Here is a 22,428-nt window from a genome sequence, read left to right on the forward strand (position 1 = left end):
AAATGATGAATGAATTGACTGTGCTGATACCGAAGTATCAAATTGGTCACTAGTATCATTGATAAATCTTTTTGACTAATCATTCAACGAGTGCCCACACAGATTGCATGGTCAAATTGTTAAAGAACGATGACTACTCAACACTTCGTGTTGGTTAGGGCTGCGTATTCTACTCAACCTTTAACTATAGTCAAGAATAATTTTTAACTTTAAAACTTATTCTTGACTACCTTTGGCTATCCCAAAGATTTAATCACGAGGCGAAATTGCCATCTTGAAAACTTTGAACTCGATCAGTTGTTTGTTCGTGTCCCGTTTCGATGGAGCGGCATTATAGAGACTTCGATCACTCTGACAAGTGTTTTTTTAAAAAAAGAATGTATTTGATTGTTATTTCATCTAATGTGATTGATATGCTTGTAATTACAACATTTGCTCCACTGGTTGTTCACCCGCTAGTAATTACAACTCAATGAAAGTAATATCATTGTGAGTTCGATGTTAAAAGAAACAATAACGCATTCTCCTTCCATTTGACGATGTAGCTTAATTAAATATGAAATCAAATAACCAAACCATAATAACCGCTGTAGCAATTGCTATTATCGGTGCCTTAATCTTTAGCTTTATTCATATCCCATCCTCTATTAGCTTTGCTTTAGGTGCTGTACTGACTGGATTAGCACTTAACTTTATGCAAAACGCTAAAACACCTTCAATAACAGAAACAGAAACTTCTCAAAGCAGCAAAACACTTTATGTCGGCAACCTTCCTTATCGTGCTAATGAGACAGACGTTAAAAACTTATTTGCTGAACACGGTGATGTTTTCGCTGTACGCCTAATGAAAGATAAGCGTACAGGTAAACGTAGAGGGTTTGGCTTTGTGGTAATGAATAGCGCAGATGCTGACGGCGCAATCGAGCAATTAAACAATAAAGAGTATGGCCAACGTACACTGAAAGTACGTGAAGCTAATGAACCTAAAAATACGGATACTGTAGAGACTGAATAGTACCAAGGTGCATTGCTTTTAAACTCTTATTTAGCGCCGTTACACTTTGTGTAGCGGCGCTGCTGTATGTAGCGTTCTCAATCTGTGTATTTCTGCACTTCACATCTTCATCCGTAAGCTCTAGTAATGAAGCTACACGGTTGGCAATAGCCTTGCCTGAGTCAACAATATAGACATCATTATTTAAAACAGCTTGTATCTCATCTTTGATAAGTGGGAAATGAGTACAGCCTAGAATGATACTGTCTACTTGCTGCTGCCATGGCGCTAATATGTCACTTAACTCGTCCAGTGAGATTGCTTCACCACGTAGTTTTTGCTCAGCCATTTCCACCAAACGTGTAGAGCCAATCATTTTCACTTCACAATCGCTAGCAAATTGGGAGATTAACTGCTGTGTATAGCTGCGTTTAACAGTAGCTGGTGTCGCCAACAAACCAATCACTTTAGTTTGGCTTAACTTGGCGGCTGGTTTTATGGCAGGAACCACACCAACAACAGGGATGGCAAGATGTTGGCGTAAGGTTGGAAGAACAATGGTACTTGCTGTATTACAGGCAATCACCACTAAATCTGCCTGATACTGCTCTACTAACGTTGAGACAATATAGTTGGTTCGCTCAATTAAAACATCATCAGGTAACTCGCCATACGGAAATGCGGCATTATCAAATGCGTAGATATATTGTACTTGCGGTAAAAGATCGTAGATTTCTTTATAAACAGATAAACCACCTACACCAGAATCAAAAATAACAATCTTTTTCACACGTACCATACCTAATGAACATTACTCCCTATCATGATACTGCTAACTCTAGTCAGAGCAAACTGTCCTGTCACTTAACTGATAGCGCTGATAATAAAATCGTTCGGTTTTATCTATTCCCTGCCATTCAACCTCAAGTGGTGCTTGAAAATAAGGAGCATTCATCACTAAGGAATGAAACTCGCCATTCTCGCCACACGGATCAATATCAGCAGGCAATTCTTCAAGTAACTCTTGATCAAACCATCGACCACAATACTGAGCCCCACACTGGCTAGTATCAACTGTCACAAGTTTGGTTTTAATACCAATTGTGATCATCTCTGTTGCTAACTTATGGCTAGATTCTCCCATTAGCGGGAATACACATTGCCACCCTTCTGGCTCTATATATTGTTTTCGATAATCCGCAATACCGTTACAGAACATATCCCCAAAGGCGACAGCCTGAATATTTAATCCACTGGCTTTTAATCCATTGATCACTGTTTGTTGATATACCTCATTGGAAGGAAACACTTGTGGTAGCTCAATTAGGATCAAAGGTAAGCCAATAAGCCTGGCTTGCTCTTTTAACACGTCAATCGGAGTGGCCTGAAAAGGCACTTCCTCACCGACGTACGTTGTATAAAGCCCGACGACGTTATAGTGAGGATCATTGAGTAAGCGCCATAAGGTTAATGCAGCATCTTTACCTGACGACCAACTGATAATTACATTTATTTTTTTCATCATAGTAAAAAGACCGCTATTGAAGCGGCCTTTGTCTTAAATATTCACAGATTAAAATTGGTAATTGATGCTCGTATAGTAAGTACGTCCCGGCATTTCATAACCACCCGCCGTCTCATACTGCTCATTCAGTAAGTTCGCAACACGACCTTTGAGTGCTAACTTCGGCTGTAACCAGTAAGTCAGCGCAAGATCCCATGTGTCGTAAGCAGGCAATTCACCTGTTGGACCATATTGATCAGGTCGTTTACCGTGGTATTGGTAAGTCAGCGCACTATCAAGATCGCCAAAGCTTGCTGTTCCAACCCACTTAAATGAGAACTTCTCACGGCGATCTAAACGTTCACCTTTACTATTACGCGGATCTTTAAAGTCAAAGTTTAGCTGATGCGATAAAAAGCCGGTATCAAAGTCGGCTTCCACCTCAATACCTTTGATCTTGCTCTTTCCTGGTTCGTTATAGTACTTCCAAGACGTGTTATTAAAGCCAATCAGGTTATCAATTTCCATATGGTAACCCGTTACGGCTAAATCAATCAGACTGTAATTCGCTTCAACGGCAATTTCAGCATTCTTTGATTTTTCAGGGATTAACGTGTCAGTACCATAAGAAGGCGAATATAGCTGGTATAAGTTAGGTGCTTTAAATGCAGTGCCATATGAGGTACGTAATTGTACTTCATCCGTGATGTACCAACCACCAGCCACATTATAAGTAAACTGTGAACCGTATTGCTGGTTATCATCTAAACGCAAGCTTGATTCTAGTGAAAAGTCGTTAACGTTCACTAAACCAATACCGTAGACACCTGTATTATTACGGCTAAATGCATCCGTCGATAACTTGTCTTTCCAAGACTCTTTGCGCCAATCAACCCCACCCACTAACTGTAGATTATCGTTAACGGTAAAATGGTTATTCCACTGTAGATTACGCTGCGTGAATTTCTCATCTTGACTTGCTACAACCGGTGTCGTTGTCGCTGCTTTGTTGTAATCGTAATTCGTTTGATGCTGGTAATCGGCAATAATCTTTGATTGGTATCGACCTAAATCAAGATCCAATCCTGCGCTGTAATCAAATAGCTCAGGTTCAGATTGCATGTATTGGTGTACTGGCTCACCAGTGTAGAAATCAACGTATGAGCTATCGTATTGATATTGGTTTTTATACCAACGTGTTGCGACAAAACCTTTCAAGGTGTCGCTAAAGCGCTGATGATAAGCAATCATCGCATTACGGCTACCAAAACCATGCTTATCGCCATCATTGATACCTGGTTGTGGTTTAACGTTATAGCCTTCATCATCTTCATAGCCGGCTGCTACTTGCAGTAAGCCATTATCACCGACTTTATATGCCCCTGATGCACTTGCTTCTTGGTAATTATGACTACCAATGCCCACATTCAGTTTGGCTTTTGAAGGGGTATCTACGTCAGCCAGCGTAATAATATTGATCACACCACCAATAGCTTCTGAGCCATAAAGTGCGGCACGTGCACCACGGGTAAATTCAATACGCTCGACTTGTGTCAGTGGAATTTGGTTAAAATCCACCGCTCCTTTTGCCGCGCGTGCCATACGAATACCATCGACCAGTACCAATACTTGATCAGAATTAGTACCACGTACCATGATGCTGGCCAGTTGTCCTCGACCACCATTTTGAGTCACTTGCACACCCGGTAATAAGCTGATCACTTCGGTCAGTGTTTTCGCTTGTACTTTATCAATGTCTTGACGGGTAACGACATTAAAAGGGGCTAGAACGGAAGTAATAGGCTGCTCAAAACGGTTAGCCGTAACGACCATGACATCATCAGCTTGGGTTTTATCGTCTGCTGCAATGGAAGAAAAGGATGGGAAATACACCGACGTCACCGCCAGTGCCAAAAGTGTTTTTTTCATTTTAGAATCCTAAGTCGCGTTTATAACAAAGCAAAAGTGCTTTACCGCTGGTTGGTATTCGGACTTAAGAGCATGACCGATAAGGTCGCCTAGGCATCAACTTCCCATCTCAACTACACTTGGATCAACATCCTATATTGATCATGCAGTTAAAACAGTGTTTGGAGGACATCCATGTGCGTTCGTTCTCTATTACCGCTGCGCGTCAGTTACGGATTTTCACCGTATTCCCGTACCATCCTGGTTAACCAGCGCAGCGTAAATGCTAGAGATGTAAGCGTTTTATGTCTAGCTTTCTTTGCTATTAGTTATAAATAAATTACGCGATAAAGACTTTTTCTTGGCGTAACACTGGACATCACGGGGCAATACAATAAAATCTGCGCTCTTATTTTGAGCAGTCGAGGCATACACTATGACATCTACCATCCTTAACACCGCTGATTACCAGCAACAGTTGGATGAAAAGGCAGAGCGTATTCAAAACATTTTCGCTGATTTTGATACTCCTGAACTCGAGGTGTTTGCCTCCCCTGCAGAGCATTACCGTATGCGTGCAGAATTCCGTGTTTGGCATGAAGGTGAAGATCTTTTCTACATCATGTTCAACCAAGAAACACGTGAAAAATACCGTGTTGATCAATTCCCTGCAGCAAGCCGTTTGATCAATGACTTAATGCCAATGTTGGTAGATGCGATCAAACCTATCAAAGCACTACGTCACAAGCTTTTCCAAGTTGATTTCCTATCTACCCTCAGCGGTGAGATCTTAGTATCTATGCTTTACCACCGTCAGCTAGATGATGAATGGACAGCAGAAGCGAAGCAATTAAAGCAACGCTTAAACGATGAAGGCTTTAAGCTAAACATCATTGGTCGTGCACGTAAGATGAAAATCGTACTTGATCAAGACTACGTGATTGAACAGTTAAAAGTTAACGATCGCACATTAACTTACAAGCAAGTAGAGAACAGCTTTACCCAACCTAACGGTGAAGTAGCGCAGAAGATGCTTGAATGGGCAGTAGACTGTACTCAAGACAGTGAAGGCGATCTATTAGAGCTTTACTGTGGTAACGGTAACTTCTCTCTCGCTCTTGCACAAAACTTCGAACGCGTTCTAGCTACCGAACTTGCAAAGCCATCGGTTGATTCTGCGCAATACAACATTGCTGTGAACAATATTGATAACGTGCAAATCATTCGTATGTCAGCGGAAGATTTTACTGATGCAATGGAAGGCAAGCGTGAATTTCGCCGTTTGAAAGATCAAAATGTGGATCTTCAGAGCTACAATTGCAACACGATCTTTGTTGATCCACCGCGATCTGGCATGGATGAAGGCACATGCCGTATGGTGCAAGGTTATGATCGCATCATGTACATCTCGTGTAACCCTGAAACACTAAAAGAAAACTTAGATATTCTTGGTGAAACACACCGTATTACACGTTTTGCCCTGTTTGATCAGTTCCCATATACCCACCATATGGAAGCGGGTGTATTGCTAGAGCGTAAATAAGTCGCTTATTGCAGAGAATAAAAAAAGGCGCTGAATGCGCCTTTTTTCTTACATACTTTTTATCGTACTGAAGATTATTTTGCTTCTACTTCTGGCTTCGCTTTTTTATCCATGATGCCCATTTTGTAGCTAACCCAAAATAGTAATGCTAACGCAATCATCAATGGTAGGAAGTTAGAGCCCATCTCCGGCATTGCTGCACGTAAGAAAGCAGAGTAACCAAATGCACCCACAAAGAAACACGCAGTCGCAATCGCAGGCGTGCCTTCCGTCATCGGCTTACGTAAATATTCTTGGTATAAACAGTAAACGGCTAACACAAAAGCAAGCACTGGGAAGATAGAAAACGCCACGCTGCTTGATGTTAGTACTGACCATGTTGCGTAACCGCACACACCAGCAAGTAATGATAGAACTAAAGTTTTACGCTCTGATTTAACTTGTTGCTTGTCCATATCCTTCACCACAAAATCGAAATAAGGTTATAGTTTTTGCCTGAGCTCACGACGCTCACGCTCTTTTCGGTACCAATAAGCACCCTTTGCAATCATTCTTAATTGCATGATCAATCTTTCAGCATGCTCAGCACGAGCATGACTATCGAGATCTAACGCTTCTGCCCCTGAGCTAAAGACGAGTGTTACTGATGCCTCTGCTTGGGTATACGCTTCTTCATGCGTTACCCCAGTTTTGGCCTCAAGATACTCGGTTAGTTCAGCGACAAAATGTTGTATTTCACGAGCCACTGCGGCGCGAAATGCTGTCGATGTCCCGGAACGTTCACGTAATAGTAGACGAAAGACGTTAGGGCTACTTTCGATAAACTCCATAAACGTCTCAACAGAGGTACGGATCACACTACCTTCTGTTGCAATACGCTGGCGAGCTTGTCGCATTAACTGGCGAAGGATCAAACCACCTTCATCCACCATTGTTAAGCCTAACTCATCCATGTCTTTAAAATGACGATAAAACGACGTAGGGGCAATCCCAGCTTCACGAGCCACTTCTCGTAAACTTAAATTAGAAAAACTTCTATCGGCACTAAGCTGACTAAACGCAGCATCAATCAGTGAACGACGAGTTTTTTCTTTCTGTTGAGCCCTGATCCCCATGGACATCTGATTCTCTGTTATTTTCTTACCATCATACGCTGCATAAAGATAAACAGCGTTAGAAAAGCCATATAGTACTGACTCATAGCCCATCACGCAAAGCTAGATTAACATCATTTAATCATCGACTTCACAATCTATCACGATAAAACTGGGTACCAACACGGGCATTGATAACGTTCAACAAGCAATAGAGCGTGATCCCTCACTAGCTCTGACTATCTATTGATTCTCCTATTGATTACAAATCGTTACACTTACGATGCAAAAATGTTACCAACCAAATAGGAATAATACGATGACGGATACGCAGTACAGTAATAACGGTCATTTCGATGTGATTATTATTGGTAGTGGCCCAGGTGGTGAAGGGGCGGCAATGGGATTGACCAAGGCAGGTTTCAACGTCGCTATCATTGAACGCGAAGACAGTGTCGGTGGCGGCTGTACCCACTGGGGCACCATCCCATCAAAAGCACTGCGTCATGCGGTCAGTCGTATTATTGAATTTAACCAAAACCCACTGTACTGCAAAAATAACTCCACACTGCATAGTACTTTTAGCCAAATTCTAGGCCATGCTGAAGTGGTAGTGAATAAGCAAACACGTATGCGTCAGGGATTTTATGATCGCAACCAGTGTCAGATCATTCATGGCGAAGCCCGCTTTATTGCTAGCCATGAAGTCGCTGTAACTACGACTGACGGCAGTCTAGAGCATTACAGTGCTGATAAATTCATTATCGCCACAGGATCTCGTCCATACCATCCTGAAGGCGTTGATTTCGATCATTCACGTATCTACGATAGCGACTCCATCTTACGTTTAGAGCACGATCCTCGTCATATTATTATCTATGGTGCAGGGGTGATTGGCTGTGAATATGCCTCTATCTTCCGAGGATTGGGAGTCAAAGTTGATTTAATTAACACCCGTCAACGCCTGCTTGAGTTTCTTGATAATGAAATCTCCGACTCGCTGTCTTATCACTTATGGAACAATGGCGCGATGATCCGCAATGATGAGATTTTCGAGCATATTGAAGGCACAGATGACGGTGTGATCTTACATTTTCAATCCGGTAAGAAGATGCGTGCCGATTGCTTGCTCTACGCGAACGGTCGAACAGGTAATACCGATAAACTCGGCTTAGAGCACGTTGGTCTAATTCCTGACTCTCGTGGACAGCTCAAAGTTAATCGCAGTTATCAAACCGATGTCGATCATATTTATGCGGTAGGTGATGTGATTGGTTACCCAAGCCTTGCTAGTGCAGCTTATGATCAAGGTCGATTTGTTGCTCAAGCGATCAGTACAGGACAAGCACAAGGTCAGTTGATTGATCATATCCCAACAGGTATTTACACCATTCCTGAAATCAGCTCTGTGGGTAAAACCGAGCAGCAATTAACCGCAGAGAAAGTGCCGTATGAAGTGGGGCGTTCCCAATTTAAGCATCTTGCCCGTGCGCAAATTGCTGGCACGGAAGTGGGAAGCTTAAAGATTTTATTTCACCGAGAAACCAAAGAGATCTTAGGTATTCACTGTTTTGGTGAACGTGCCGCAGAAATTATTCATATCGGACAAGCGATCATGGAGCAAAAAGGCGAAGGCAATACCATTGATTACTTCGTCAATACCACCTTTAACTATCCAACCATGGCGGAAGCCTACCGTGTCGCAGCCCTTAACGGCTTAAACCGTTTATTTTAATCACGGCGAGTTGAATAGCAGATAATAAAAAACGGAGCGATGTCGCTCCGTTTTTGGTTTTCTTTAATCGGCATTCATCATGCGATCATCCGGCTCTAAGATCTCAGCCCACGGCAAACCTTCATCACCTAAGGTAATAAAGTTTGGATTCTCTAACGTATTACGCTCATTGTAAGACAACGGGGTTAAATGAGTATTGAGAATACGACCACCCGCTTCTTCCACAATGCATTGCGTTGCTGCGGTATCCCACTCACCTGTCGGGCCTAAACGTAGATAACAATCCACTGCCCCTTCTGCCACTAAGCAAGATTTTAAAGCCGCAGAGCCTAATGGCACCAGCTCATAGTTATAGCTTGGATCTAAGCGCGAGGTAATTGAGCTAATATCTTGTCGACGGCTGATTGCCACCACGATAGATTTGGTATTTTCTTCATGATGGTGGGTCGCCAGTTTTACCGTCTCACCTTCTGCGGTGATCTTATACGCCCCTTTATCGGCATAAGCGTAGTACGACACACCAGAAACTGGTGCATACACCACCCCCATCACTGGGCGATTGTCTTCTACCAAGGCAATGATTGTCGCAAAGTCACCACTACCCGCAATGAACTCTTGGGTACCATCAAGCGGATCAACTAACCAATAACGTTTCCATTGGCTACGCTCCGCTAAAGGCACCCCAGCATCTTCTTCCGATAACACAGGAATATCTGGCGTTAACTCTGTTAAGCGCTTCATCACTAATTTATGCGCAGCAATATCAGCACTGGTGACTGGCGTATTATCGTCTTTGATCTGTTTCTCAAACTGACCACGCTGGTAGATATCTAAAATAATCTGTCCTGATGCACGAGCTATATCAATCACATCAGGCAGTAAATGAGAATACGCCATACCTTACTCCTCTCGAGCTAATTGCTTTAACGCTAAAAACAATGCGGTAATGCTACGAGCTTCGGCAAAATCAACATGGGTTAATAACTCTTCTGCTTGGGCTAATGGCCAACGAACAATGTCTAGCGGCTCTGGCTCGTCCCCTTCCAGTTTTTCTGGATACAGATCTTGCGCTAAAAATAATGTCATGCGGCTAGAGAAATACGATGGTGCTAAGACCACTTCTTTTAATGGCTGAAGCTTGTTCGCACCAAAACCGATCTCTTCTTTCAATTCGCGATTTGCAGCTTCAATCGGTGTTTCACCTTGATCAATGAGTCCTTTAGGAAAACCAAGCTCATAACGCTCAGTACCTGCTGAGTACTCACGGATCAACAATAAGTCACCTTGCGCTGTGACGGGAACAATAAGCACCGCATGACGACCACTTGGCTTCATTCTTTCGTAAGTTCGCTCAACCCCATTTGAAAACCGTAAATCCAACGATTCGATTTTAAACAGTCGAGATTGCGCTACAACCTCAGCAGATAAGATCTGAGGTTTCTCTTTACTTGTCGCCATCTTAAAGCCCTATTTCAGTTATCGCGAATAAGAATATTGTTTTATCTCTACGCTTCATTAAAAGCTAAACGTCGCCATAAATAAAGAGGCAGCCTAAATAGACTGCCTCTTACTATGAACTTTGTGATTAATAACCACTACAGAATGCACATAAATGCGATGTTATGATCACAGACGACCAGAGTAATTGATCTTGTATTGCCCTTTAGAGTCAGGCTCACCTAACCATTTTAATTGCTGAGATAATTGCTCAGGGAACGTCGCTCCCGGCTTAAACCAGCCTGATAAGGTATAGCTGTTATTCTTAGCAAGGTGAGCTTGCCAATCACTGCTAACATCTGCAGATGACTGCGCTGCTTTTGCTGCAATTACACCTTCCCGACAGCTTAGATCTGCAAATACAGGTCCAGGATTGATATTGCCCATCGGGGACGACGCACTACCTTCTGCCCATGCCAAGGTTGCATTTAACGTTTTACAATACGGCGCAGCATAAACATAGTCACGAACCGTTAACTCTAAGTTACCCGTAAGTGTTACAGGTACAGCGGCGTTAGCATACTTCATTGCATTTGCTACTGGTACGGATACCAATAGCTTTTTCGCAAAAGGCCCAGCCATACTGTAACCCACAGTACCACTGCCCTGTAATTGCATATCACTGCCTTGACCAAAACGCACATTAAAAGCCGCTTTGCCCGTAAACAGGCTACCTACAGACATATCCCATGACACTTGACCTAAGTTTTGATTTTGCCAAACCAAATGACTAGCCGAGCCTTGCCACACCGTCCCTTTAATACCTGTTAGTGATAATCCTGCCACTTTTGGTGCTTGTTGCCACGCCCAGTTTGCAGGTACGTGTGCAATCGCACTGGCAATAAATACCAAACCAAATGTTGTGCCAATAGCGAGTTTAAATTTCACTCTTAACCTCGTCCTAACTGTAAGCGATTCACTTCAACCATGCCGTTTTGATCGGTTTTTGAAATATCAATAAATTGGGTTTCAATGCCAAAGTTATCTTGCAGGTAAGACAACCAATTCAATAGTGCATTAAAAGGGACAGGTTTTACCCACACTTGAATTGCATCATTACGCGGTTGCATACGGATCACTTCAATTTTAAAGCGCTCAGTGGTTTCATTCACCACCTGGTTAAGCCCTTTATCGCTGACATTAACCGTACCGCCAGCACGCTTATAAGCATTAATTTTATTGGCTTTATCTTCTACCCACGACAAAAGCTGACGCTCACTTTGGATACGACTTTGCGCCATCTCAGTACGTTGATTTAATGGCTGCCAGAAACCCCAATACAAGATTGCGAGCAATAATGCTCCACCAGCACCAAGCATCAGGTATTGCTCACGCTGACTCAGGGCTTTCCACCATGACTTGATCTCTGCCATTATGCTTTTCTCCTTAGCACGACGGCACCGCTCACTAAGCCACCTTCTTTACTTAGCTGACCTTGCTCGACGTTAAACTCTTTCGTTAACACGCTGCGTAATTTCTCAAAATCTTGGAAGTCAGGTGCAGTTGCCTGTAAGCGCAATTCTCCACGATTTTGATCATATTTAAGGTTTACAACCTTCACGCTTGGTACTTGTGAGAACGCAGGCTTAAGCTCACCTAACCACATTAAAATGCCACTGTCTGAACCTTTACCACCTAAACTTTTCAGTGCTGCATTCATCTGGTTTTTCAGGTAGCTCTGCGATGGAATACGCTTAAACTGCGGCAACACTTGGCGGAAGATACGTTCACTCTCAGTGCGGTACGCTTTCGCTTGTTGCTCTAATTGCTGCAACTCCATTACATGTTGGCCTACCATTGCAGCTAAGACTAAGCTCGCTGCAATCGCCACTTTACGCCACGGTCTTAAATGTTTACGCCAAGCCGCTTGTGGTTTGTAAGGCCCTGAAAGTAAGTTAACTTTACTCTCTGCCGCACCTTGCGCTAATAATTGCATCACAAGCTCAGGAGTTTGCGCTTGCCAACGCCCACTGATCCCCTCTGGTGCTGGTGTATAGTGGTACACAACCACTTGGCTTGGTGGCGCAGTTAACTCTGAAGAGGCAGATTCAATCGCTTCGGACTCAGTTTCTTCGGATTCTTCATCGTCTTCTTCTGCAGTTGCCAATACTGTTGGCGCTTTTTGTGCGCTGATCCACGCATCTAACCAGCTTGTCTCTGCACAAATACCCATAACTTCCGATTGACGGATCAACCATTGCCCTTCGATTTCAGCAGCACTATAGCCATCATCGAATAACGGTAAACATAAACAATCAGGCAATAATTTTTTCAGCTCAAAGCCACGCTCTTTAAACGCAGCCAGCCATTGCTCCATCTTTTCATGTTCAATAATGGCAACCGTTGCTACGTCTTCTTCACGGCGTAACAGCTGCACATGCAAGTTGTCCACATCCTGCGCCAATTCTTCTTCTAAGAGATAAGGTAAAACGGCGGTCAATTGGCGGCTACTGCCTGCAGGAATAGTGACTTGGGTTAATAGCATTTCACTGGTTGGGACTAAACCATAAACTGGACGAGAACCCGCATATTCCACTAACTGATCTAATTGAGTGATATCAGCCAATTGGCCAGATGCTATCACCTCATTCTGTTGTGGCGACCAGACCAGCCATTGTGCCGGCATCTCAGGCCGACTACTGAGCCTTATCGTCAGAAATTCGCTCACGGATTCCTCCATAATGGCGACGCACTACCGTCACCTTGTTATTATCATCTCGTTTAAATAGCGTCACCGCACGAAGTCGGGCACGATCTATTTGTATCTCAGCATCTAATGAAAAATAGTTACTGCTTACTGTTAAATATTGTTCTTTTTTCTTTTGATCGGCCGATTCTTTTGAATCGACTTGCGGTAGCACCTTCATAAAGTCTTCGACGCTATCCCAGCCTTTACTGCGCGCATCACGATCTTTAATAATTTTCTGCGCCTGATCTAATGACAGCTCTGGCGAAAATAAGGCTGAGAGCAATACCGCTTGCTTCTCTGTAATAGTATTAACGTTAAGCTTAAATTCCTTGGTTGGCAGAGCACAGACTAAGCCTTTTATTTGATTATAAATATCAGCACTAACGCCATTAATCGCACGTAACTCACTGCGATCAGCTAGCCAACCGTTAGGCGGTAAGTAAGCCGGTTGAAAACCTTCATAGGTGCTATCTTCACCACCATAACTTGATTGCACCGTTGAGTTTTCGTCAATAAACTCCCAACTTGAATCTGCAATTTCTTCCGCCTGATAATCATCAACACCACTGTCGATCATCACGTTTTGAAAGTACGTCACCAAAAACGGTTTCTGACTACCATCAGCGACCGGCTTTACCGCACCTAATGCATTGATGTTAAAACACGCTTGCTTGTCCGTCATGCTACCTGTGACAACAGCGCCATCTAACGGATAGGTTTTATCTTCAATCGCCCATGGCTGGGTTAAATCAATGATCTTGCTGTCTTTGAAAGTCAGCGCTAACCCTTTAGCAGCAAGTGCCTCTACCCCTAAGCTATACCAGTAGGCTTGCTGATGTTGAATCTGGTTTTCAACACGATGAAAGTTATGCTGCAGGCGACCTGTCATTTGCACCGCAATCAAGCTCATCATTGCTACTAGCAACAGCACCACAATCAGTGCAACACCACGTTGTTTCTTCATCATTGCTCTTGCTCCGACTCTTTCGGTAATGCCGAGCTTGGAACAAGGTAAATTCGCTCAATGTCACCCAAATCTTTTAACGTCATGATGACTTTAATGCCTTCAGGCAAGGTACTTTCTTTATTCCACTTCTCATGCCATTTCTTATCGTAATAAAACTCAAATTTAAGTTCAGTTACGCCAGTTAACAGCACTCTCACTAATGGTTTTTCACCAACCACTGTATCGGGGTAGCGGAACCATACTCGCTCTAACTTATCGTCTTCGATACGATAGCCAACACGGGTAATGTCGCCACGTGGAAACATCGCCTGTGGGTTCTGCCAACCAGAACGAATAAACATGATCCCTTCACTGCTGGAATCAAGTAAGTATTCACTAGCTTGAAGTAGCTTATTACTTGGCGGCTCACCATCTAAACGACTTTTTCGAGCAACGATTTGACGAAAATCGTTATCCATCATAATGGTAGCGCGTTGAATATCTTTCAGTCGTTGATTGTGATCTTGTGATTGGGCATCACTGCGCATCACGTTATTCATCACTTGATACGCAGAGAGACTCAACATGGCAAACACCGCAATCGCCACCAGCACTTCAAGTAAGGTAAACCCTTGTTGAGAACGATGATTAATTTGCGACATAGGTTTTTACCGTTATGACTGAATGTTCACGTTGTGGATCACTCGCCACTGAGATCTCGATTTGTTTCAATAATGCTTGCTGAGTTTTCACGCTTTTTACAGTCCAATACCACTCACGCCCTGCCATCATCGACTTACCAGTCTTACTTGAACTTGGGTACTGACCACTCAAATGTAATTGCGCTAATTCGTTATCCGCTACCATTGCGGCAAAGGTTTTCTCTTCTAAATAACCTAAGGTGTTAATGTGCTGACTGACTGCTTTCATAATACTGAGGGCTGCAACCGCAAAAATGGCTAATGCCACTAACACTTCTAATAAGGTAAAACCTTGCTTACTTTTCACGTTGTGTTGCCTGCTCTAATGTTTCACCTGGCTTCAGTAACACCAAGTTACCCACCTCATCAGCACTGACTCGCCAAAACTGATTTTCACCGTCAACCTCAAAACTTAAGGTGAAGGGGGTGTATTCACCACTCGCCATCACCACGATTTGCGGTTTTATCTTTTTCTTTTCTTCGTCTGACTTTGTAAATAAGTCCTCATTTTTAAATAAGGAATCTGATTTAAAAAGGCGGTCTTTGTCTTTCCATGCACCACCGATTTCAACGTTAGCGGTAATGGCTTTATCTAATTTCACATCGGTATAGAACTTTGCTCCTTCCAGTGGTTGCCAGCCATCTTGGGTTAATTGAACAAAGTTATATTGGTGTGGCTCAACACGAATGCCGTAGTCCACACCATTAAGCATTGCATCCTCGCCCAACAATTGTGCGAGATGATGAAAGCGTACTGCTTGCTCTTTCACTTCATCACGTTTGTTATCTGGCAATGTCGAGATCACCGCAACCGCACTGGTTGCGAGCAACACCAACACCAACATGATCTCAATGAGAGTAAAACCTGCACTACGCTTCATCATTTCTACTTGCTACTTATTCTTGTAATCCAACATGTTCCAGTTACCGATGTCTGTATTCACACCGTCACCACCTTCTTGACCATCAGCACCAAGGCTGAAAATATCAATTGGGCCGTGTTCACCTGGCATTACGTATTGGTACTCATAACCCCATGGATCTTTAGGTAGACGCTTAATGTAGCCACCGTCACGGTAGTTACGAGGCTCAGGAGAAGACGATGGCTTAGTTACCAATGCTTCTAAACCTTGATCTGTGGTTGGGTAGACGCTGTTATCTAACTTGTACATTTCTAAAGACTGTTCCAGCGCACTGATATCCGTAACCACTTTTTGTTGGTCAGCTTTTTCTTTGTTACCTAACAGATTGGGTACCACTAAACTTGCTAATACGCCCAAGATAACAATTACCACCATTACTTCTAATAGGGTAAAACCACGTTGCTTTTGTTGCATTAAAACCTCCTAGGTAAAACTACATCCCAACCATGTTGTTCAGTTCAATAATTGGCATCAGGGTTGCGATAACAATAAACATTACCACCCCAGCCATTGCGACAATCAATAATGGCTCAAATACACCAAGCGCCATATTAACGAGCGATTCAAAATCGCGATCTTGGTTATCTGCCGCGCGGGTTAGCATTTGCTCTAACTCACCACTTCGCTCACCGCTGGCGATCATGTGTAGCATCATCGGGGGGAACAATTTGGTTTGCTCTAGCGATACGCGAAGGCTTCCTCCTTCACGTACGTTATCTGCTGCCGCTAAAATCTTTTTATTTACATATGTGTTCGTCATGACATCGGATGCCACTTTCATTCCATCCAATAATGGAATGGCACTCGAGGTACAAATCGAAAGGGTTCGTGCAAAACGTGAGGTATTTAAACCACGCGCCACTTTACCAATCACAGGCAAACGTAAAATGCCGCGATCCCACTTCATTCGGTAATTAGGTTTCTTCAAAGCAGTTTTGATCAACGTTATAATGGCAACGATCACCAACACCACAATCAATCCCCACTCTTGAACAAAGTTACTCGCTGCTAACAACACCTCAGTAATGGTCGGTAGCTGTTGTCCCATTTGTACAAACTGATCAACGATTTTAGGTACTACGGTTGCCAGCAAAAACGCCACCACAGAAACCGCAACTAATGTCAGCATGATTGGGTAAATCATCGCTTGTTGTAGCTTGCTGCGCATTTGCTGACGGTTTTCCGTGTAATCGGCTAAACGGTTTAAAATTGTGTCTAAGTGACCCGATTTTTCACCTGCCGCCACCATGGCACGAAACAGCTGATCGAAGATATGAGGAAACTCTGCCATGCTATCAGCAAGGGTGTAACCTTCAACAACCCGTGAACGTACAGCCAATAAGATATTCTTCAAGCGAGGCTTTTCATTTTGCTCTGCCACCGCTTTTAAACACTCTTCTAATGGCATCGACGCTTGTACCAATGTGGCTAACTGTCGAGTGATCAGCGCCAATTCATTGGTACTAATGCCACGTTTTAAGGTGAATTTCTTACTCGCCGTATTTTTGTTGCGGCTCTGACCTGAGGTTTGATTGACCTCAATCGGTACCATGCCTTTTTCACGTAATTGCTGACGCACTTGACGCGCGGTATCGCCCTCAATAACGCCTTTTTTCTGTCGGCCTTTGGCATCTAACGCTTTATATTCAAATGCCGCCATTAGCCCTCCTTAGTTACACGCATCACTTCTTCAAGTGTGGTGATCCCTTGGCGCACTTTACTCAAGCCATCATCACGAATACTTGGCGTATTTTGACGAACATACTTTTCAATTGCTTGCTCGCCTGCCTCACCATGGATCAACTCTTGAACTTGCTCATCCACCAGCAACAGCTCATGAATACCAGTACGACCACGGTAACCTTTGTGGTTACAGTGCTCACAACCCCCCGGCTTATACAGCGTTAATTGATCGGCTTCCGTGAGATTAAACAGTTTCTTCTGCTGGGTATCGGCTTCATAAGGCTGACGACAATCAGAACATAAGGTACGAACAAGACGCTGCGCTAATACCCCAAGCAATGATGATGACACCAAGAAGGGTTCAATTCCCATATCACGTAAACGGGTGATGGCACCTACCGCAGTATTGGTGTGAAGGGTTGATAACACCATGTGACCGGTTAATGACGCTTGAACGGCAATCGCAGCGGTTTCCAAATCACGGATCTCACCAATCATCACCACATCGGGATCTTGACGAAGGATGGCACGCAGGCCACGAGCAAACGTCATATCCACTTTGCTGTTCACTTGGGTCTGTCCAATACCATCGATATCAAATTCAATTGGATCTTCAACCGTTAAGATATTGCGCTCTGCACTGTTAAGCTCTTGCAAGCCTGCATATAGCGTGGTGGATTTACCAGAACCTGTCGGGCCTGTGACCAAGATAATACCGTGTGGACGTTCGATGATTTTTCTAAACGACGCATGGTTATTGGGTGTCATACCCAGGCTATGCAGATCAAGACGAGTGGCGTTTTTATCAAGCAGACGTAATACCACACGTTCGCCGTGAGAAGATGGCATGGTCGATACACGCACATCCACGGCACGACCACCGATACGCAATGAAATACGACCATCCTGTGGAATACGTTTCTCTGCAATATCAAGCTTTGCCATTACCTTAATACGCGATACTAACAACGGCGCTAGTTTACGGCTCGGTTGTAGTACTTCACGTAACATGCCGTCGATACGAAAACGGATCGACAGCACTTTTTCAAAGGTCTCGATATGGATATCAGATGCACCTTCTTTAATTGCTTCAGCCAACATGGCATTGATCAATTTAATGATGGGCGCATCGTCTTCCGATTCCAATAAATCTTCTGTTTCAGGCAACTCTTCAGCAAGAGAGAAGAAGTCATCACTGTCAGAGCCTAAATCTTGCATTAACTGTCGCGCTTCCGATGAATCACGTTGGTAGGCTTCTGTTAACTTCTGCTCAAACTCACTTTCACTTAATTCAATGGGCGTAAAACAGCAACCAAGCACACGACGGACTTCAGCAAGTACCGCAGCAGAAAGTTGTCCACTGAAATAGAGTTGCCAACCTTGCTCGGCAGCTTCCACCACCACATGGTGGCGTTTAGCAAAAGAGAAAGGTAATCGGAACGTTACCGTTGATTCTGTTTCTAAAAACCCATCAGCCATTAGTGTTTCTCCAACTGAGAAACAAAGGCACGCACTTCTGCTGGCAGATCCATATCATCACCGTACTTAGGCAATACAGGCATATCAGCATCCATTAAACGCATGCCTTTATCTGCTTGGTATAATTGCTGAGCACGAATGTAGTTGTACTTACGCTGAGTTAAACCATCAGCACTCATACCGTCACGTAAAATCGTTGGACGAATAAATACCATTAGATTGGTTTTTTCTGTTTGATCGTTAGTTGAACGGAACAGTGCACCTAATACGGGAATATCACCTAAAATTGGCACTTTCTGCTCTGACTCAAGAGTCTTCTCTTGCATCAAGCCACCGAGTGCAATCATATTGCCGTCTTTTACCAATACTGATGTGCTTAATTCACGCTTATCAAAACGAATATCAACCGCACCGTTAGCATCAGCAACTTGTGACACGACTTGTTCAATCTTCATTTGAACCGAGTCACCCTCGTTAATTTGCGGCGTCACTTTCAGCTGAATACCGACATCTTTACGCTCAACCGTGGTAAACGGATTATCGTTGTTTGAACCTGTTTGTGAGCCTGTCGTAACCGGTACTTCCTGACCCACCGAAAGGTTAGCTTCTTGGTTATCAAGCACAGTGATATTCGGTGTTGAAAGTACATTTACGTTTCGGTTTGCTTGCACCGCTGTTACTAATGCAGTCCAATCACCTAATGCGATAGCCGCAGCAGCACCTTTCACGCCACCAAGGAAGGCTGCCATTGGTGCTAAATCACCACTTTCTGTAGTCACGATAGGCGGTAATTGCTCACCAGTATTTGGATCGGTACGCTCTTGGGTGGTGACTTTATCTTTCGCTTGCTCTTGCGCAGATAACAAACCACCAATTGGTGCACCACTGTTACCAAACTGGATAACACCGCCATCTTGTGAGCCCCACTGCACACCAAAATCCACACCCGCACCTTCTTGTACTTCTACAATCATGGCTTCGATATGAACCTGTGCTCGGCGAATATCTAGTTGAGAGATAATCGACTCTAGACGTTTCATTACATCACTTGGTGCAGAAATGATCAGTGCATTTGTCTCAGGATGCGCGGAAATCATCACTTCATCTTTGCTCGAACCACTCTTAGCTGCTTGAGGTGTATTACTCTTATTTGCCGCTTGGATATTTTCTGATACCCCTTTAAGGACATCGACCATGTCTTCTGCTTTTGCGTATTTCAGATAGATAACACGGCTATTACCGCTGGCTGCCATTTCTCTATCTAACTTATGAATAAGTGCTTTAAGACGCTCACGCACTTTAGGATCACCTGAAATCAGCACTGAGTTAGTACGCTCATCAGCCACCACTTTCGGGATCAAAAACTCTGGTGTTGATTTGGCGTCAGCACTTTTATTTAGCGCTTCAACAATACGTACCATTTCAGCCGCAGATGCGTTGTTAAGAGAAACAACCGTAATGTCTTTGTTACCAGCACGGTCAACACGTTCAATGATATCGGCAAGACGATTAACTACCGCAGCACGGCCTGTGATCATGATGATATTGGCAGGATCGTAGTGCACAACGTTACCCGCACCTGCATTATCATTTAGCTGGCGAAGTAATGGGGAAAGTTCACGAACAGAAACATTCTTGACGGCAATAACACGAGTTACTACGGCATCGCCTGGAACATTACTGTCGTTAGCACCAACCACAGGGATCGCTGAGGTTTTCGCATCTTTATCACGAATAACTTTCAACACGCCATCTTCCATCTCGACCACAGCAAAACCATACACTTCTAGTACGTTAAGGAAGAAGCGGTAGTATTGCTCATCATTTAATAGGTCGTAACTACGTACGTTTACCTGACCACGAACCGCAGGATCGATGATGATGGTCTTATGAAGCGAACGTCCAACAATATTGATGAACTCTTGAATGTCTGTCCCTTTAAAATTGGCACTTAGCTCATCAGCCATTGCCGAGCTACAAAGTAAGCTACTTGCAGCTAACCACAGGGCGCTTTTCCCCATTAATTTTTTCACAAAAAACTCCTGCGTTTATCGCATATTTATTTCAAGCTAGGCACTGTCTTTTATTGCAGCTCTATATGGATATCATGTACTTGACCATCACGTTCAACCGTCAAAGTAAAATCTGTTGCTGATGATAGTTCAGCCCATAGTTTTGCCATTACGCTTGGATCAGTCAGGCTATTACCATTAATACCAACAGCTAAATCATTCGGCTTTAGACCCACTGCATCAAATAAAACTCTATCTTTACCTGGATTCACTCGGTAACCCTCAACGTCATCCCCTTTTTTCACTTGAGAAAGACGAATATAGCTAAAGAGTGTTTGTGGTTGGGCTAAGATCTTTTTCTTAATTTCAGCAAGCTTTTCAGCATCACCCGTCGTCGCCGTTGATTCTGCACGAACAGATGTTTTCGCTGTATGACTTGCGCTCTCTGTTGGTTTTGAGAATTTTAAACCTTCTAACATGACAGTTTCATCACGACCGCTGTTACTAATGATAACTCGATCGTTATAAACTGCTTTTAATGTGACACGCGTACCATCAATCACTTCATTCACAGCATACGTATTTTGTTTGCCATTATTGGTGATCACTGCAAACGCAGCCTTTGGATTCGTACTAGCAAGGACACCTACCAATTTCAGGCTCAATCGTGTCTGTGGCGCATCTTTCTTGACAGTGGTTTCTACCGGCTTTGGCTGTTCACTATATTTGCCGAATAGATTCATCGACAATAAATTGCCAACATTTACCCCTGACTCAGTCGCGCTAACATTCACTGACTTAGCTTGCCATGGGGCAACCGTGGCTGGCGGTGCGAGTAACATCCACATAATACGACCAGAAATCCACGCTAAAATCACCACTAGAAGCCACGTTAGTAGTCGAGTAAGTGCGCGCTGAGAAATCGGACGCTTTGCGGTCATCGAAGGCAACCATGTAGGTACTTGCATAGTGGAAATCCATTTAACGAATATCGGGTATCGTATAAATCCCCCCAATATAAACAGGGGTTATAGTTAGTCAGTTTTATATGATCTCTTTTTAACATCTTGAATGCTATTCATTCTTTGTAAAAAAAAGAAAATCCCTTAAAAGACTAACGATTATTTGTAATAAATTCCTGATGGATGATTGAAAACCCCGATTAATATCACCATTTATTAGAAATAAGTGATAGCTGACGCTATTAAGACAATGTGATATTTTATCGCCCCTTTAAATAAAGGAACCGTTATGGGTCAAGCAACATCAGAACCTAAACAGGTTCGCCTTGATAAATGGCTATGGGCTGCCCGATTTTATAAAACTCGCTCCGTCGCTCGTGCAATGATTGACGGTGGTAAAGTGCAATATAACGGCCAACGCTCTAAGCCAAGTAAAATGGTTGAAGTCGGCGCAGAAATAAAACTGCGCCAAGGTAACGATGAGAAAACCGTTATCATAGAAAAGATCTCTGATACCCGCCGTGGTGCACCGGAAGCACAATTGCTGTATCAAGAAACAGCACAAAGTATTGAATTACGGGAACGCCATGCTCAAATGCGCAAACTCAATGCTTTTGATAATCCGAGTCCGATCAAACGACCAGATAAAAAACAACGTCGTGACATCATGAGATTCAAAAACATCAACACATCAGAATAAAAGGTTGCCAGCCTTTATCAATTCTCGTTGGTAGTAGCAAAGTGCTTTATATCAAGTA

Annotated in this window: 23 protein-coding genes and 1 riboswitch; of the genes, 4 read left to right on the top strand and 19 right to left on the bottom strand. The window is 43.4% G+C overall.

Translation table 11 applies throughout. The features are described 5' to 3' along the window. The first annotated feature begins 556 nt into the window (after nucleotides 1-556). On the top strand, nucleotides 557-1,015 hold the full coding sequence (locus Q7657_RS07985) for an RNA recognition motif domain-containing protein (RefSeq protein ID WP_107167139.1): 459 nt from the start codon (nucleotides 557-559) through the stop codon (nucleotides 1,013-1,015). Here the strand turns inward: Q7657_RS07985 and murI are convergent. Genes murI through btuB form a run of 3 tightly spaced genes read right to left on the bottom strand, consistent with a single transcriptional unit; the run spans nucleotide 984 to nucleotide 4,427 of the window. Beyond that, nucleotides 984-1,793 (bottom strand): glutamate racemase, encoded by an 810-nt coding sequence (gene murI / locus Q7657_RS07990; protein WP_107167138.1) that lies wholly within the window; start codon nucleotides 1,791-1,793, stop codon nucleotides 984-986. The genes Q7657_RS07985 and murI overlap by 32 nt on opposite strands. Nucleotides 1,794-1,832: 39 nt before the next feature. Then, entirely contained in the window at nucleotides 1,833-2,516 is a 684-nt protein-coding gene (locus tag Q7657_RS07995; protein WP_107167141.1) for a Dph6-related ATP pyrophosphatase, read from the bottom strand. A gap of 51 nt (nucleotides 2,517-2,567) precedes the next feature. Further along, nucleotides 2,568-4,427, bottom strand: a complete 1,860-nt coding sequence (btuB, locus tag Q7657_RS08000) for a TonB-dependent vitamin B12 receptor (RefSeq protein WP_107167137.1) — start codon at nucleotides 4,425-4,427, stop codon at nucleotides 2,568-2,570. Nucleotides 4,428-4,459: 32 nt separating this feature from the next. Further along, nucleotides 4,460-4,694: riboswitch (cobalamin riboswitch) on the bottom strand. 148 nt (nucleotides 4,695-4,842) lie between these two features. On the opposite strand from btuB, the gene trmA reads away from it, so the two are divergent. Continuing rightward, entirely contained in the window at nucleotides 4,843-5,949 is a 1,107-nt protein-coding gene (gene trmA / locus Q7657_RS08005; protein ID WP_045064506.1) for a tRNA (uridine(54)-C5)-methyltransferase TrmA, read from the top strand. 74 nt (nucleotides 5,950-6,023) lie between these two features. On the opposite strand, the gene Q7657_RS08010 is transcribed toward trmA, so the two are convergent. Together Q7657_RS08010 and fabR are read right to left on the bottom strand one after the other, a co-directional pair. Beyond that, the gene (locus Q7657_RS08010; RefSeq protein ID WP_107167136.1) at nucleotides 6,024-6,404 is read right to left on the bottom strand and encodes a YijD family membrane protein; all 381 of its coding nucleotides are present in this window, start codon (nucleotides 6,402-6,404) and stop codon (nucleotides 6,024-6,026) included. 27 nt (nucleotides 6,405-6,431) lie between these two features. Further along, nucleotides 6,432-7,064, bottom strand: a complete 633-nt coding sequence (gene fabR, locus Q7657_RS08015) for an HTH-type transcriptional repressor FabR (RefSeq protein ID WP_008985935.1) — start codon at nucleotides 7,062-7,064, stop codon at nucleotides 6,432-6,434. Between the two features lie 298 nt (nucleotides 7,065-7,362). Between fabR and sthA the strand changes: the two genes are divergently transcribed. Next, nucleotides 7,363-8,778, top strand: coding sequence for a Si-specific NAD(P)(+) transhydrogenase (sthA, locus tag Q7657_RS08020; RefSeq protein WP_107167135.1), 1,416 nt, complete (start codon nucleotides 7,363-7,365; stop codon nucleotides 8,776-8,778). Nucleotides 8,779-8,841: 63 nt separating this feature from the next. Here the strand turns inward: sthA and cysQ are convergent, their stop codons facing one another. The 14 genes from cysQ to gspC form a co-directional block, all read right to left on the bottom strand. Continuing rightward, nucleotides 8,842-9,675 carry a 3'(2'),5'-bisphosphate nucleotidase CysQ gene (cysQ, locus tag Q7657_RS08025; protein ID WP_053986607.1) on the bottom strand — a complete coding sequence of 278 codons (834 nt, stop codon included), beginning with the start codon at nucleotides 9,673-9,675 and terminating at the stop codon, nucleotides 8,842-8,844. A 3-nt stretch (nucleotides 9,676-9,678) separates the two neighbouring features. Then, nucleotides 9,679-10,236: an ADP compounds hydrolase NudE gene (nudE, locus tag Q7657_RS08030; protein ID WP_107167134.1), complete on the bottom strand. Its 558-nt coding sequence runs from the start codon at nucleotides 10,234-10,236 to the stop codon at nucleotides 9,679-9,681. 168 nt (nucleotides 10,237-10,404) lie between these two features. Beyond that, nucleotides 10,405-11,163, bottom strand: a complete 759-nt coding sequence (locus Q7657_RS08035) for a type II secretion system protein N (RefSeq protein ID WP_107167133.1) — start codon at nucleotides 11,161-11,163, stop codon at nucleotides 10,405-10,407. 2 nt (nucleotides 11,164-11,165) lie between these two features. Next, nucleotides 11,166-11,648, bottom strand: coding sequence for a type II secretion system protein M (locus tag Q7657_RS08040; protein ID WP_053986610.1), 483 nt, complete (start codon nucleotides 11,646-11,648; stop codon nucleotides 11,166-11,168). Then, nucleotides 11,648-12,943, bottom strand: coding sequence for a type II secretion system protein GspL (gspL, locus tag Q7657_RS08045; protein ID WP_258178291.1), 1,296 nt, complete (start codon nucleotides 12,941-12,943; stop codon nucleotides 11,648-11,650). The genes Q7657_RS08040 and gspL overlap by 1 nt, the downstream gene beginning before the upstream one ends. Then, complete coding sequence (gene gspK, locus Q7657_RS08050) at nucleotides 12,912-13,931, bottom strand: type II secretion system minor pseudopilin GspK (protein WP_107167131.1); 1,020 nt, start codon at nucleotides 13,929-13,931, stop codon at nucleotides 12,912-12,914. Before gspK ends, gspL begins: the two co-directional genes overlap by 32 nt. After that, nucleotides 13,928-14,572, bottom strand: coding sequence for a type II secretion system minor pseudopilin GspJ (gene gspJ, locus Q7657_RS08055; RefSeq protein ID WP_107167130.1), 645 nt, complete (start codon nucleotides 14,570-14,572; stop codon nucleotides 13,928-13,930). Before gspJ ends, gspK begins: the two co-directional genes overlap by 4 nt. Further along, complete coding sequence (gene gspI, locus Q7657_RS08060; RefSeq protein WP_053986614.1) at nucleotides 14,559-14,918, bottom strand: type II secretion system minor pseudopilin GspI; 360 nt, start codon at nucleotides 14,916-14,918, stop codon at nucleotides 14,559-14,561. Before gspI ends, gspJ begins: the two co-directional genes overlap by 14 nt. Then, complete coding sequence (gene gspH / locus Q7657_RS08065; protein ID WP_107167129.1) at nucleotides 14,908-15,495, bottom strand: type II secretion system minor pseudopilin GspH; 588 nt, start codon at nucleotides 15,493-15,495, stop codon at nucleotides 14,908-14,910. Before gspH ends, gspI begins: the two co-directional genes overlap by 11 nt. A gap of 9 nt (nucleotides 15,496-15,504) precedes the next feature. Continuing rightward, nucleotides 15,505-15,948 (bottom strand): type II secretion system major pseudopilin GspG, encoded by a 444-nt coding sequence (gspG, locus tag Q7657_RS08070; RefSeq protein WP_053986616.1) that lies wholly within the window; start codon nucleotides 15,946-15,948, stop codon nucleotides 15,505-15,507. Between the two features lie 19 nt (nucleotides 15,949-15,967). Further along, complete coding sequence (gene gspF, locus Q7657_RS08075; RefSeq protein WP_107167128.1) at nucleotides 15,968-17,194, bottom strand: type II secretion system inner membrane protein GspF; 1,227 nt, start codon at nucleotides 17,192-17,194, stop codon at nucleotides 15,968-15,970. Then, a complete protein-coding gene (gene gspE, locus Q7657_RS08080) occupies nucleotides 17,194-18,696 on the bottom strand; it encodes a type II secretion system ATPase GspE (protein WP_107167127.1) in 1,503 nt (500 codons plus the stop codon). Before gspE ends, gspF begins: the two co-directional genes overlap by 1 nt. Then, nucleotides 18,696-20,729 carry a type II secretion system secretin GspD gene (gene gspD, locus Q7657_RS08085; protein ID WP_107167126.1) on the bottom strand — a complete coding sequence of 678 codons (2,034 nt, stop codon included), beginning with the start codon at nucleotides 20,727-20,729 and terminating at the stop codon, nucleotides 18,696-18,698. Before gspD ends, gspE begins: the two co-directional genes overlap by 1 nt. Before the next feature lie 50 nt (nucleotides 20,730-20,779). Next, nucleotides 20,780-21,676 carry a type II secretion system protein GspC gene (gspC, locus tag Q7657_RS08090; RefSeq protein WP_107167125.1) on the bottom strand — a complete coding sequence of 299 codons (897 nt, stop codon included), beginning with the start codon at nucleotides 21,674-21,676 and terminating at the stop codon, nucleotides 20,780-20,782. Nucleotides 21,677-21,959: 283 nt separating this feature from the next. On the opposite strand from gspC, the gene hslR reads away from it, so the two are divergent. After that, a complete protein-coding gene (gene hslR / locus Q7657_RS08095) occupies nucleotides 21,960-22,370 on the top strand; it encodes a ribosome-associated heat shock protein Hsp15 (RefSeq protein WP_053986620.1) in 411 nt (136 codons plus the stop codon). Nucleotides 22,371-22,428 lie beyond the last annotated feature (58 nt).

The sequence above is a fragment of the Candidatus Photobacterium acropomis genome (assembly GCF_030685555.1).
GTDB classification, from domain to species: domain Bacteria; phylum Pseudomonadota; class Gammaproteobacteria; order Enterobacterales; family Vibrionaceae; genus Photobacterium; species Photobacterium lucens.

Excerpts from the sequence above, each read along its gene's own strand:
- gspF (WP_107167128.1), bottom strand. The coding sequence starts at position 17,194 with ATGGCGGCATTTGAATATAAAGCGTTAGATGCCAAAGGCCGACAGAAA.
- fabR (WP_008985935.1), bottom strand. The coding sequence starts at position 7,064 with ATGGGGATCAGGGCTCAACAGAAAGAAAAAACTCGTCGTTCACTGATT.
- gspH (WP_107167129.1), bottom strand. The coding sequence starts at position 15,495 with ATGATGAAGCGTAGTGCAGGTTTTACTCTCATTGAGATCATGTTGGTG.
- cysQ (WP_053986607.1), bottom strand. The coding sequence starts at position 9,675 with ATGGCGTATTCTCATTTACTGCCTGATGTGATTGATATAGCTCGTGCA.
- gspJ (WP_107167130.1), bottom strand. The coding sequence starts at position 14,572 with ATGTCGCAAATTAATCATCGTTCTCAACAAGGGTTTACCTTACTTGAA.
- Q7657_RS08040 (WP_053986610.1), bottom strand. The coding sequence starts at position 11,648 with ATGGCAGAGATCAAGTCATGGTGGAAAGCCCTGAGTCAGCGTGAGCAA.
- gspG (WP_053986616.1), bottom strand. The coding sequence starts at position 15,948 with ATGCAACAAAAGCAACGTGGTTTTACCCTATTAGAAGTAATGGTGGTA.
- trmA (WP_045064506.1), top strand. The coding sequence starts at position 4,843 with ATGACATCTACCATCCTTAACACCGCTGATTACCAGCAACAGTTGGAT.
- gspE (WP_107167127.1), bottom strand. The coding sequence starts at position 18,696 with ATGGCTGATGGGTTTTTAGAAACAGAATCAACGGTAACGTTCCGATTA.
- btuB (WP_107167137.1), bottom strand. The coding sequence starts at position 4,427 with ATGAAAAAAACACTTTTGGCACTGGCGGTGACGTCGGTGTATTTCCCA.
- Q7657_RS07995 (WP_107167141.1), bottom strand. The coding sequence starts at position 2,516 with ATGAAAAAAATAAATGTAATTATCAGTTGGTCGTCAGGTAAAGATGCT.
- Q7657_RS08010 (WP_107167136.1), bottom strand. The coding sequence starts at position 6,404 with ATGGACAAGCAACAAGTTAAATCAGAGCGTAAAACTTTAGTTCTATCA.
- hslR (WP_053986620.1), top strand. The coding sequence starts at position 21,960 with ATGGGTCAAGCAACATCAGAACCTAAACAGGTTCGCCTTGATAAATGG.
- nudE (WP_107167134.1), bottom strand. The coding sequence starts at position 10,236 with ATGGCGACAAGTAAAGAGAAACCTCAGATCTTATCTGCTGAGGTTGTA.
- gspK (WP_107167131.1), bottom strand. The coding sequence starts at position 13,931 with ATGATGAAGAAACAACGTGGTGTTGCACTGATTGTGGTGCTGTTGCTA.
- Q7657_RS07985 (WP_107167139.1), top strand. The coding sequence starts at position 557 with ATGAAATCAAATAACCAAACCATAATAACCGCTGTAGCAATTGCTATT.
- sthA (WP_107167135.1), top strand. The coding sequence starts at position 7,363 with ATGACGGATACGCAGTACAGTAATAACGGTCATTTCGATGTGATTATT.
- murI (WP_107167138.1), bottom strand. The coding sequence starts at position 1,793 with ATGGTACGTGTGAAAAAGATTGTTATTTTTGATTCTGGTGTAGGTGGT.
- gspC (WP_107167125.1), bottom strand. The coding sequence starts at position 21,676 with ATGCAAGTACCTACATGGTTGCCTTCGATGACCGCAAAGCGTCCGATT.